This window comes from Pseudomonas sp. AK-TSAG1-1, from assembly GCF_056821665.1.
This window is the reverse complement of sequence record NZ_CM165965.1, coordinates 1838414-1850665: the sequence shown is the minus strand read 5'-3', so window position 1 is coordinate 1850665 and position 12252 is coordinate 1838414. Positions and strand designations below refer to the sequence as shown.

Annotated in this window: 9 protein-coding genes; 1 reads left to right on the top strand and 8 read right to left on the bottom strand. The window is 62.4% G+C overall.

Going from position 1 to position 12252, the window contains the following annotated elements:
- Window positions 1-20: 20 nt before the first annotated feature.
- From AC1UK9_RS08470 to AC1UK9_RS08455, 4 genes are all read right to left on the bottom strand, one after another.
- A complete protein-coding gene (locus AC1UK9_RS08470; RefSeq protein WP_482579840.1) occupies window positions 21-1394 on the bottom strand; it encodes an efflux transporter outer membrane subunit in 1374 nt (457 codons plus the stop codon).
- Window positions 1395-1534: 140 nt separating this feature from the next.
- Complete coding sequence (locus tag AC1UK9_RS08465; protein ID WP_482579839.1) at window positions 1535-4657, bottom strand: efflux RND transporter permease subunit; 3123 nt, start codon at window positions 4655-4657, stop codon at window positions 1535-1537.
- Window positions 4647-7730 (bottom strand): efflux RND transporter permease subunit, encoded by a 3084-nt coding sequence (locus AC1UK9_RS08460; protein WP_482579838.1) that lies wholly within the window; start codon window positions 7728-7730, stop codon window positions 4647-4649. Before AC1UK9_RS08460 ends, AC1UK9_RS08465 begins: the two co-directional genes overlap by 11 nt.
- Window positions 7731-7742: 12 nt before the next feature.
- Entirely contained in the window at window positions 7743-8876 is a 1134-nt protein-coding gene (locus tag AC1UK9_RS08455) for an efflux RND transporter periplasmic adaptor subunit (protein WP_473014880.1), read from the bottom strand.
- A gap of 262 nt (window positions 8877-9138) precedes the next feature.
- Between AC1UK9_RS08455 and AC1UK9_RS08450 the strand changes: the two genes are divergently transcribed.
- Entirely contained in the window at window positions 9139-9747 is a 609-nt protein-coding gene (locus tag AC1UK9_RS08450) for a TetR/AcrR family transcriptional regulator (protein WP_034151540.1), read from the top strand.
- 99 nt (window positions 9748-9846) lie between these two features.
- Here the strand turns inward: AC1UK9_RS08450 and AC1UK9_RS08445 are convergent, their stop codons facing one another.
- The 4 genes from AC1UK9_RS08445 to AC1UK9_RS08430 all read right to left on the bottom strand — a co-directional run bounded on the left by AC1UK9_RS08445 (window position 9847) and on the right by AC1UK9_RS08430 (window position 12179).
- Window positions 9847-10305 (bottom strand): REP-associated tyrosine transposase, encoded by a 459-nt coding sequence (locus AC1UK9_RS08445; protein ID WP_482579837.1) that lies wholly within the window; start codon window positions 10303-10305, stop codon window positions 9847-9849.
- 263 nt (window positions 10306-10568) lie between these two features.
- Complete coding sequence (locus AC1UK9_RS08440; protein WP_482579836.1) at window positions 10569-11396, bottom strand: alpha/beta hydrolase; 828 nt, start codon at window positions 11394-11396, stop codon at window positions 10569-10571.
- A complete protein-coding gene (locus AC1UK9_RS08435) occupies window positions 11397-11639 on the bottom strand; it encodes a hypothetical protein (RefSeq protein WP_482579835.1) in 243 nt (80 codons plus the stop codon).
- A 99-nt stretch (window positions 11640-11738) separates the two neighbouring features.
- Window positions 11739-12179, bottom strand: a complete 441-nt coding sequence (locus AC1UK9_RS08430; RefSeq protein ID WP_025111891.1) for a GlcG/HbpS family heme-binding protein — start codon at window positions 12177-12179, stop codon at window positions 11739-11741.
- Window positions 12180-12252 lie beyond the last annotated feature (73 nt).

The following is a 12252-nucleotide window of genomic DNA, read 5'->3' as shown; positions in this document are numbered from 1 at the left end:
GCTCTCAAGGGAGCGAGATGCTACGGCACCTGCCAGCCGCCCCCCAGGCTCTGGAACAGCGCAACACTGCCCTGGCTGAGCAACCCCTGGGTGTCGCGCAGGTTCTGCTCAGCCTGCAACAGCACCAGTTGCTGGGTCAGCACCGCCTGCTGGCTGACCGTGCCGGCGCGCTGTTGCGCCTGCTGGCTGCCGAACAGTTGCTGGTTGCGCTGGAACATCTGCTCGTACGCCTGCGCCTGGGTGTGCAGGTGATTGATCGCCGACAAGTTGTCCTCAACGTTCTGCAACGCACCGAGCACGGTGCCACGGTAATTCGCCACGTCCTGATCGTAAGTGGCCTCGGCCTCTTGTTTGGCCGCCTCGCGGGCGCCGCCGTCGAAAATGGTTTCGGCCAGCGCCGGACCCAGGGTCCAGATGCGGTTGGGCACGGAGAACAGGCCACCCAGCGCCGTGCCGCGAAAACCACCTTCAGCGGTCAGGCTCAGGGTCGGGAAGAACGCCGCTTCGGCGACACCAATTCGCGCGTTGGCAGCCGCCGCCAAGCGCTCGGCAGAGACCACATCGGGGCGCCGCAGCAGCAGGTTCGACGGCAACACTGGCGGCGGCATCGGCGTGGTGAAGTGATAGTCGGCAACCCTGGGCAGATTGAACTGCGCCGGCGCCATGCCCACCAGTACCGCCAGCGCATGCTCGGCCTGCTCGCGGGAACGCTGCGCCGTTTGCAGCGCGGCGATCACCGTACTCAGTTGATCCTGCGCCACCAGCAACTGATCGTTGGTGGCCGTGCCCTGCACGGTTTGCGCCTGGATCATCGTCAACAGCTGTTGGTTGATGGTCTGCTGTTGTTGCAACAGTTCGATGTCGATGTCCAGTTGCCGCAACCCCAGATAATTGGTCGCCACGCTGGCGCCGATCGATAGCCGTACCCCGGCGAGCAGCGCATCGGACGATTGCAGCGAGGCCTGGCTCGACTCGATGCCGCGGCGCACCAGGCCCCACAGGTCCGGCTCCCAACTGGCGCTCAGGGTCGCGCTGACGGTTTGCTCGACGGTGCCGCCGCTGCTGCCGGTCAAGCCGCTGGTGGTGCTGCCGCTGGCCCCGCCGCCGACGCCGCGCGCGCCGGACAACCCGACGCCCACTGTCGGCCACAGCCCCGCGCGACTGGACGCCACCTGCGCCTGCGCCAGCCGATAGGCAGCCTCGGCGCCGATGATCGATTGATTGGCCCTGGCCGAGCGTTCGACCAGATCGTTGAGGATCGGATCCTGATAGATCCGCCACCACTGGCTGTCCATGGCGCCCTGCGGGTTGGCCTGGGCGCGTTGCCATTGGTTGCCTTCCTTGAACGTCTGCGGCAGCTCGATTGCCGGCTTCTGATAATCCGGACCAACCATGCAGCCACTCAACAACAAGCCAAAGAAGATCAACAGTGGGAGCGGGCTTGCTCGCGAATGCGATTTCACATTCGACAGGGAAGTCGATTGACACGACGCCTTCGCGAGCAGGCTCGCTCCCACAGGGGAATGGTGAAAACTCATGAAGTACTCCTGCGCAGGCGCTGCGACGCCCGGTCAAGCCAAAGGTAGATCACCGGCGTGGTGTACAGCGTCAGCAACTGGCTGAACAGCAAGCCGCCAATGATCGAAATCCCCAACGGTCGGCGCAGTTCCGAGCCATAACCGCTGCCGAGCACCAGTGGCAGTGCGCCGAGAATCGCTGCCAGCGTGGTCATCATGATTGGCCGAAAGCGGATCAGGCAGGCGCGGCGGATCGCGTCCTTGGCGCTCAGGCCGAATTCGCGGCGCTCGGTGATGGCGAAGTCGATCATCATGATCGCGTTCTTCTTCACGATCCCGATCAGCAGAATCACCCCTACCAGCGCGATGATCGACAGTTCGGTGCCGGTCAGCAGCAGCGCAATCAAGGCGCCGACCCCGGCCGACGGCAAGGTCGACAGAATGGTCAGCGGGTGTACGAGGCTCTCGTAGAGCATGCCCAGCACCACGTACACCGAGAGCAGCGCGGCAACGATCAGCAACGGCTCACTGGCCACCGAAGTCTGGAACACCTGCGCCGTGCCCGCGAACTGGCCGACCACACTGGCCGGCATGCGCAGCTGCTTCACCGCGTTGTCCACCAGCGCCGTCGCCTGGCCGATAGACACTCCCGGCACAAGATTGAACGAGGCGGTCACCGCCGGAAAAGTGCCTTGATGGCTGATGGAAATCGCCGTGCGCCCGACCGAATAATCCGCCAGCGCCGACAGAGGCACCAGCGCTTGCGCGGCGCTGGCACTCAGATTCGGTGCCACGGCGGCGCCCTTGGCAGCGACCGCCGCGGTGCCCACCGGCACATAGATATTTTTCAGGGTCGTCGGGTCGGTCCAGTACGGTGGCGCGACTTCCATCACCACGTGGTACTGGTTGGCGGAGCGGTAAATGGTCGACACCTGGCGCTGACCGAAGGCGTCGTACAGCGTCTGGTCGATGGCCGACATGCTCACCCCCAGTCGCGCCGCCGCATCGCGATTGACGGTGACGCTGGCCATCAGGCTGTTGTCCTGCTGGTCGGTGTTGATGTCGGTCAGTTGCGGCAAGCCGTGCAACGCAGCGACGACCTTGGGCACCCATTCATCGAGGGTGCTCTGGTCATCGGCAGTCAGGGTGTATTGGTACTGCGCCCCGCTCTGCCGCCCGCCGACGGTGATGTCCTGCGCCGACTGCAGGTACAGACGGGTACCGGGCATGTCGCCCAGCGTGTGGCGAATCTGCGCAATGACCTGATCGGCACTGTCCTTGCGCGCGGCCAACGCCTTGAGGGTGATGAACAGTTGCGCACTGTTGACCGCGCCGCCGATCCCGCCTCCACCGCCGACAAACCCACCGACGGTGGCCACATTCGGGTTGCTCAGCACTTTCTGGTTGATCTCGCTGAAATTTGACTGGATCGCGCCAAAGGAAATGCTCTGCGCAGCAATGATGCTGCCGGACATGCGCCCGGTGTCCTCCTGCGGGAAGAAGCCCTTGGGCACCAGCACGTACAGCACGCACGCGAGCACAATCACCAGCAGCGTCAGCAGGCCCATGAGAAACGAGTGATCGACGACCCAGCCGAGCGTGCGGTCGTAGACGCGGTGAAAGCGCGAATCCGGGTGATCCTCGGCGGCGCCTGCCTGCTGTTGCGTACGCAGCAGCACGCTGGACAGCATCGGCGTCACCGTGAGCGACACCACCATCGAAATCACGATGGCCACCGACAACGAAATCGAAAATTCGCGAAACAGTCGTCCGACAATTCCCCCCATCAGCAACAGGGGAATGAACACTGCCACCAGCGAAACACTGATGGTCATCACCGTAAAACCGACCTCGCGCGCACCGGCCAGCGCCGCCTGCACGCGGCTCTCGCCCTGTTCCAGATGGCGCATGATGTTCTCGACCACCACGATCGCGTCGTCCACCACGAACCCGGTGGAAATGGTCAGCGCCATCAGCGACAGGTTGTTCAGGCTGTAGCCGAGAAAGTACATCGCGCCGAAGGTGCCGAGCAGCGACAGCGGCACGACAATGGCCGGGATCAGTGTGCTGCGCCAGTCGCGGAAGAACGCGAACGTCACCAGCGTCACCAGCGCAATGGAAATCAGCAAGGTCATTTCCACGTCATGCAACGACGCGCGGATGGTGCTGGTGCGGTCCATCAGGATGTTGATCCTGATCGCCGAGGGTATCGAGCTTTGCAAGAACGGCAGGTCGGCCTTCACCGCGTCGACGGTGTCGATGACATTGGCTCCGGGCTGCTTGAACACCACCAGCAACACCGCCGGTTTTCCGTTGGACAGGCCGAAGTTGCGCAGGTCTTCGACGTCTTCGGTGACGTCGCCGAGATCGGCGATGCGCACCAGCTCGCCATTGTTTTTCTTCACCACCAGCGGGCCGTAATCCGTGCCCTGATAAAGCATGTCGTTAGCCTTGAGGCCATACGACTGATCGCCGACTGACACCGTGCCTTTGGGCAAGTTGACGTTGGACGCCTGAATCACCTGGCGCACCTGTTCGAGGCTGACGCCGTAGCGGTTGAGTCGATCCGGATTGAGTTCGATGCGCACCGCCGGCAAGGCGGCGCCGCCCACCGTCACGTCGCCGACGCCAGTGGTCTGCAACAGGCGTTGCTCAAGCAGCGTCGAGGCCACGTCGTACATCTGTCCGCGTGTGGCGCTGTCGGAGGTCAGACTGAGGATCAGAATCGGCGAATCGGCCGGGTTGACCTTGCGGTAGGTCGGGTTGCCGGACAGGTCGCTGGGCAGGTTGCTGCGTGCCGCGTTGATCGCCGCCTGCACATCCCGCGCCGCGCCGTCGATGTCGCGGTTGAGGTCGAACTGCAGGGTGATGCGCGTCGCCCCCAGCGAACTCGACGAGGTCATCTCGGTGACACCGGCGATCTGTCCGAACTGGCGTTCCAGCGGCGTTGCCACCGACGACGCGACAGTGCCCGGATCAGCCCCGGGCAGTGATGCGCGCACACTGATGGTGGGAAAATCCACCTCCGGCAACGGCGCTACCGGCAGCAGGTTGAACGCCAGCACGCCGAACAGCGCCAGCCCCACCGCCAGCAGCGTGGTGGCGATCGGGCGCTGGATGAACGGTGCGCTAAGGTTCATCGCGATAGCCTTCGACCACCGCTGGCCGGCGCCGACTGAAGCGCTGCTCCAGACTGTGCATGGCGAGGAAAATCACTGGAGTCGAGAACAGCGTCAGCAACTGACTCAACAGCAGCCCGCCGATGATCGCGATGCCCAGCGGATGGCGCAGTTCCGAGCCGATCCCGGTACCCAGCGCCAGCGGCACCGCACCAAACAACGAGGCCATGCTGGTCATCAGAATCGGCCGGAAACGCAGCTCGGCCGCCTGACGAATCGCTGCCACCGCATCGAGTCCGCCCTCACGCTCAAGCTCCAGGGCGAAGTCGACCATCATGATCCCGTTCTTCATCACGATCCCGATCAACAGCACGATGCCGATCAGTCCGATGATGTCGAACTGCGTGCCGGTGATCAGCAGCGCCAGCAAGGCACCCAGCGCCGCGGAGAGCAAGGTCGAGAGAATCGTCACCGGGTGCACGAAGCTCTCGTAGAGTATCCCCAGCATCAGGTACACGACGATGATCGCCGCCAGCACCAGAAACACCTGGTTGGACAGCGACGCCTCGAACGTCGCCGCCGCGCCTTCCAGGTTAGCCTGCACCGAGAGCGGCAGGCCGGCCTTGGCTTCGATGTCCTTGAGCCGCGTCACTGCCGCGCCAAGGGTCTGCCCGGGGGCGAGGTTGAACGACACATCGGCATAGGGAAATTGCCCGAGCCGATTGATCGTCACCGGCGCGCGGATCACCTGCATGGTCGCCATGCTCGACAGCGGCGCCACCCCGCCTCCGGGAATATCGACATAGAGCCCGGTCAGCAGATCGGCCAGGTTACGCGGCGGATGGTCGGTGGCGATCACCACGTGATACTGGTTGAGCTGGGTGTAGATGGTCGAGACCTGGCGCTGACCGAAGGCGTCGTACAGCACGTCATCGATGGCCTGCGGCGTGATGCCCAGACGCGACGCCGTGGCGCGGTCGAAGTTGAGCTGGATCTGATTGCCGAACTGCAGCGCCTGACTCTGTACATCGGTGAACATCGGGTCCTGCTTGATCGCCACCAGCAGTTTGTTGGTCCACAGCGCCAGCTCATCCGGATCGGTGGCCTGCAGGCCGAGGCGATAACTGGTGGTCGAGACCGTGGCGTCGAGCGTCAGGTCCTGCACGCTGTGCAGGTACAGGCGGATCCCGGCGTCATCGGCGTTGGCATCGGACAGTCGGCGAATCACTGCGGCGCTGTTGTCGCGGTCACCGTGGGGCTTGAGGTTGATCAGCAGGTTGCCCTGATTGATCGTCGGGTTGGTCTGGTCGATGCCGACGAACGACGACAGGCTCGCCACTGCCGGATCCTTGAGAATTCGCGCCGCCAGCCGCTGCTGTTCGACCTGCATCTGCTGAAAGGAAATACTCGGCGAGGCCTGGGAAATGCCCTGAATCAGCCCGGTGTCCTGTTCGGGGAAAAACCCCTTGGGCATGACCACGATGATCAACAGGGTCAGCGCCGCCGTGAACACCACCGAAATCAATGTCAGCCCGCGGTGCAGCAGCACCCAGTCCAGACCTTTGACGTAATAGCCGTTGATCCGGTCGAAGAAATCGACCCGGCGCTCCTCGTGTCTGTGCTTGAGCATGCGCGAGCACATCATCGGCGTCAGGGTCAGGGTGATCAGCGCCGAGATGACGATGGTCACAGCCACGGTCATGGCGAATTCGCGGAACAGCCGTCCGACCACATCGCCCATGAACAGCAACGGGATCATCACCGCGATCAGCGCCACCGACAGCGAAATAATGGTGAAGCCGATCTGCTCCGAACCCTTGAGTGCCGCTTGCAGCGGTGAGTCGCCGGCTTCGAGATAGCGGGTGATATTTTCGATCATGACGATCGCGTCATCGACCACGAAGCCGATGGCGATGGTCAGCGCCATCAGCGTCAGGTTGTTCAGCGAGAAGCCCAGCCCATAGGCCACGGCGAGCGTACCGACCAGGGTCAGCGGCACAGTCACCGCCGGGATGATCGTCGCTGGCAGATTGCGCAGGAACAGGAAAATCACGATCACCACCAACAGCACCGCCACGCCCAGCTCGTACTGCACGTCGGTGACCGAGGCGCGAATGGTTTGCGTGCGGTCGGTGAGCACATTGACCTTGAGTGTCGCCGGCAGACTGGCGCGCAGTTTGGGCAACAGTTGCTGCACGCGGTCGACCACGTCGATCACATTGGCGCCGGGCTGGCGCTGAATGTTCAGGACAATCGACGGCGTGCTGTCGGTCCACGCGGCTTGCCGTGGATTCTCCGGGCCCTGGGTCGAACTGGCGATCTGCGACAGGCGAACCGGCGCGCCGTTCTTGTAGGCAATCACCAGGTCGCGGTACTCCTCGGCCGACTGCAACTGGTCGTTGGTACCGATCGAATACGCCTGATACTTGCCGTCGATATTGCCCTTGGCCTGATTGACGTTGGCCGTGCCCAGCGAAGTGCGCAGGTCATCCAGGGACAGGCCGAGATTGTTCAGCGCCGAAGTGTTGGCCTCGACCCGCACCGCCGGGCGCTGCCCGCCGCTGATGGTGACCAGACCGACGCCAGTGATCTGCGAGATTTTCTGCGCCAGCCGCGTGTCGGCGAGGTCTTCGACCTTGGTCAGCGGCAGTACGTCGGAGGTCAGCGACAGGGTCAGCACCGGCGCATCGGCCGGGTTGACCTTGCTGTACACCGGCGGGTACGGCAGGTTGGCCGGCAGGAAAGTGCCGGCGGCGTTGATCGCGGCCTGCACTTCCTGTTCGGCGACGTCCAGCGACAGCGACAAGTCAAACTGCAGGGTCACCACCGAAGCGCCGTCGGAACTGGTGGAGTTCATCGACTTGAGGCCCGGCATCTCGCCCAACTGACGTTCCAGCGGCGCAGTGATCGACGAACTGATCACCTCGGGACTGGCCCCCGGGTACTGGGTGAAAACCTGAATGGTCGGGTAATCGACTTCCGGCAGCGCCGATACCGAGAGCAGGTGATAACCGAGCAGGCCCAGCAGAAGCACTGCGACCATCAACAGCGTGGTGGCAACCGGGCGTTCGATGAAGGGCCGCGAGACGTTCATGGGCTACGCCTCCTACTGCGCGACGACTTTCACCGCAGAGCCGTCGTCGAGTTTGTCGGCGCCCTCGGTGACCACTTGCTCGCCGGCCTTCACGCCGTTATCGAGCACCGCCGAAACATCCCCCGTCGCCGGGCCGGTCTTGATGTTGCGCAGGCTGACCTTGTTGCCGGGGTCGACCACCACAAACACGAAATCGCCCTTGCTGCCGTGCTGGATCGCCCGGGTCGGCACCACGCTGATCTGGCTCAGGGTGTCGGCCTTGAGCCGCGCATTGACGAACTGATTGGGGAACAACGCCTTGCCCGCGTCGTTGAACTGCGCCTTGACCTTGATCGTGCCGGTGCTGGTATCGACCTGGTTATCCAGCGCCAACAGGCTGCCGGTCGCCAGCAGATTGTGCTTGTTGCGGTCGTAGGCCAGCACCGTCACTGCGCCTTTGGCCATGGCCTGATTGATCGCCCCCAGATCGTCCTCGGGCACGGCGAACACCACGGTGGCCGGGGTCATCTGGGTGATCACTGCGATCCCGGTGGCGCTGGTGGTGGTCACGTAGTTGCCGGGATCGACCTGACGCAGGCCGACCACACCATCCACCGGCGAGGTGATGGTGCAGTAGCTCAACTGCACGTCGAGGTTCTGCACGCTACCCTGATCGGAGGCGACCGTGCCTTGCAGTTGCTGCACCAGCGAGGCCTGAGTGTCGAGGGTTTGCCGGGTGGTGGAGCCGACCTTGATCAATTCGCGATAGCGCGCCAGATCACGCTGCGCGTTGGCGAGCAAGGCCTGATCGTGCATCAGCGTGCCCTTGGCCACCTGCAGTTGCGCCTTGAGCGCGCGGTCATCGATGCGGGCGATGACCTGGCCCTTGCGCACCTGCTGACCTTCCTGGAACTCGACCGAACCGAGAATGCCGTCGACCTGGGAAATCACCGTCACACTGCGAGTCGGCGTGACCGTGCCCAGCGCATCGATGTACACCGGCACATCCTGCAACTTCACAGCGACCACTGCCACCGGCTCGGCGGGCGGTGGCGGCTTGGGTTTGTGCTGATTGAAGGCGAAGAACAACCACAGCAGCAGCGCGAGCAGCATGATCCCCAGGGTGACGAGGGCCAGGCCGAATTTCCTGCGTCTGGGTTTTTCCACGGCTATTCACTCGAACGGGCCGACAGTGCTGCACGGCAATGGAAAATGAAGCCCGGCCAGACAAGGCAAATCCATGACCAATGGCTTGATCGCTGCCTTGAACTCTAGCAGCGCCATTGGCGTTCACCCGCAAGATCTGGCGCTTCGTTCAGCCCGGCGACAGCCAGCGCCGCCGAGCGGTGCAACGGGGCATTCTTGAGCCACGCGTGAGGCCGGTGCTACCATGCGCAACCGCCAGAACAGGCAAGGAACCACCGGGTTTATGAGCACAATCCGCGAGCGCAACAAAGAACTGATCCTGCGTGCCGCCAGTGAGGAGTTTGCCGACAAGGGCTTCGCTGCGACCAAAACCAGCGACATCGCCGCCAAGGCGGGATTGCCCAAGCCCAACGTCTACTACTACTTCAAATCCAAGGAAAACCTCTACCGCGAGGTCCTGGAAAGCATCATCGTGCCGATCCTGCAGGCCTCGACCCCGTTCAACCCGGACGGCGTGCCGAGCGAAGTGCTCAGCGGCTATATCCGCTCGAAGATCCGCATTTCCCGCGACCTGCCCTTCGCTTCCAAGGTGTTCGCCAGCGAAATCATGCACGGTGCCCCGCACCTGAGTGCCGACCTGGTGGAGCAGCTCAACAGCCAGGCCAAACACAACATCGACTGCATCCAGAGCTGGATCGACCGCGGCCAGATCGCCCCGATCGACCCCAACCACCTGATGTTCAGCATCTGGGCCGCGACCCAGACCTACGCCGACTTCGACTGGCAGATTTCTGCGGTGACCGGCAAGGACAAGCTGGACGAAGCGGATTACGAGGCGGCGGCGCAGACGATTATTCGGCTGGTGCTCAAAGGCTGTGAGCCGGATCAGTAAGACCGCGGCGCGGCGATCACGAGCAGGCTTACTCTACATCTGGAATGCATTCCCCTGTAGGAGTGAGCCTGCTCGCGATCGAGGCGACACGGTTTCAGCTCAAACCCAAATCGCATCCCACAGCGGATAATCGCCCAGTTTTTCAACAAGACCAGCCCGCAACGGGTTGGCCACAACATACCTCGCCAATTTCACCAGATCCTCTTCCTTGCGAAGTGCCCGGTCATGAAAGCCTTGCTGCCAGAGCAATGTCTTACGGCCGGTGACACGGCTCACAGCCTTGGTGCTGAGTGATTTGGTTCGGTGCATCAGTTCACCCAGCGATCCCCTTTTGAGCTCGACCAACCAGTGAAAATGATCAGGCATGACAACCCACGCCAGTGAATTGGCAAACCCCTCTTCTTCAGCAGCTCGAAATTGGCTGACGACCAACCGACCAAGGATGAAGTCGCTGAACACCGGCTCCCTCCGCACAGTATTGGTGGTCAGCAGATAGATGCAGTCTGGTTCGGAGTTGCGACCGATACGCAGGCGATGTGAAGCTGATAAATACGGCATTCCTTTGCCTTTCTCATGTTCAGTTCATGGAAAGGCTAGTCATGCGAATGGCATGAGGTGTGGCAAGCTTTTAGCCAAATGTGTATTCAAGACCGTATTCGCGAGCAGGCTCGCTCCCACAAGGGTCTGATTCATGCAGACATTTTGTGTCTGCCTGCCAAACCTGTGGGAGCGAGCCTGCTCGCGAAAGATGCGACTCAGACACCACGGTCAAACCGCCCCTCCACATCCCATGCGCTGAAGGGACACAGGCATAGTCGTATTCAAACCCCATCCCCCATCAACCAGCGCAATGCCTGCGGGAACGAAGTCTGCCAGTCGTCAGGGAAAAAGTGCCCGCCCTCGTGAGTACGCGATTTGACCTCGTTGCCGTCGCTGAACAACTTGCGGAAATCGGCGCTCATCTGCTGATTACGCGGCCCTTCCTTCTCGCCATTGATGACAAACACCCGCTTGCCGCGCGCCTTGCTTTCGGTTGGCGTCGGTTGCATGCCGCCGGGTGACAGCAACAGCGCGCCGGCGTAATCGTCCGGGTGCTGCGCCAACAAGGCGCCGGCATGCTGCGAACCCTGGGAGAAGCCCATCAGAAAAACGCGCTTTCGGTCGATGCATTGTCGGGCTTCCAGGGCTTTGAGGCCCTTCTGCACCGTCTGATGTGTGCCTTCAAAGCCTGGGCCGATCCAGCGAAAGCTGTGGACTGAGTTGATCATTTCTGTGCCGTTGATGCCCAGGATGATTGCCCCGGTATCGGCCAGCGGCTGATAGCTCTCATCCAGCTCGCCGTTGATGCCATAACCGTGCAGCCAGACCACCACCGGACGACAGGCTTTGGGTGCCGGAATGTTCGCCGACGGGTTGAGCACCGAAATCGCGCCGACCTTGCCCGGGGCAATCTTCTTGTAGCGCTCCTGAGCATTGGCCAACACGGTTTTGTAAATGTCGGACTCGTGCAGATCGGCGAAATCTTCGTCACTGGCCAGCATTGGGCCGAACCACAAGCCGCGATCATCGGCCTCGCGCAAAAAGCGCTCGGCCAGCTTGTCATCGCCACGGCGAGCGAACAGCGCCGCCACCTGATAAGGCGCCTGCAATTACTTGGGGTCTTCTCGAGTGGCGGCCAGATACACCGCAATGGCCTGCAACGTATCGCTCGATTCGAGCTTCTCGCCGCGATCCATCAGTTCCTGTACATCGTCCGCGTTGATCAATGCAGAGACCACCGGACTCAGGGCCTGGAATGCGATTTCTTCGGCGTCGGGTGTTTCCGTCGCATACAGAAGGGGGGTGCAGAGGGTCATGGCCGAAGCCAGGGTGATGGCCAATAGCGTCTTCACGCAGATCTTCCTTGATACATAAACGAGAGGGGCGGCAGTCTATAGACCCCGCCTCTCTTCGTCATCATCAAGCCATCAGTCGTACTGGCCTGTTTCCTGTCAGGCTGCCACCCCCGCATCCGCGCGCAACGCCAGCGCCTCCACCGCCTTGATCGCCACCTGCTCATCAATATCCGACAGATCGCCGCTGATACCGATCGCACCCAGCACGTTGCCCGCCTGATCGCGGATCAACACCCCGCCCGGCGCCGGGACGACGCTGCCCTGCCCCATGCTGTTGAGTGCGGCGATGAAGGCCGGGCGTTGTTGGGCGTCCAGCGCCAGCAGACGTGACCCTTTGCCCAAGGCGATGGCGCCCCAGGCTTTGCCGATGGCGATGTTGGGTCGCAGCAGGCTCGCGCCGTCTTCGCGTTGCAGGGCGATCAGGTGGCCGCCGGTATCGAGTACCGCGATGGTCAGCGGCGCGGCGTTGATGCTTCGCCCGGTGCTGATGGCTTCGTTGACCAGGTTGACTGCGACTTTCAAGGTTAAAGCGCTCATGGTGCCGTCCTCATTTTTTTATTGGGAAAGTCGTGGAGCTGCGCGTTTGTGCCGCAGTCCGATGCCACAAATA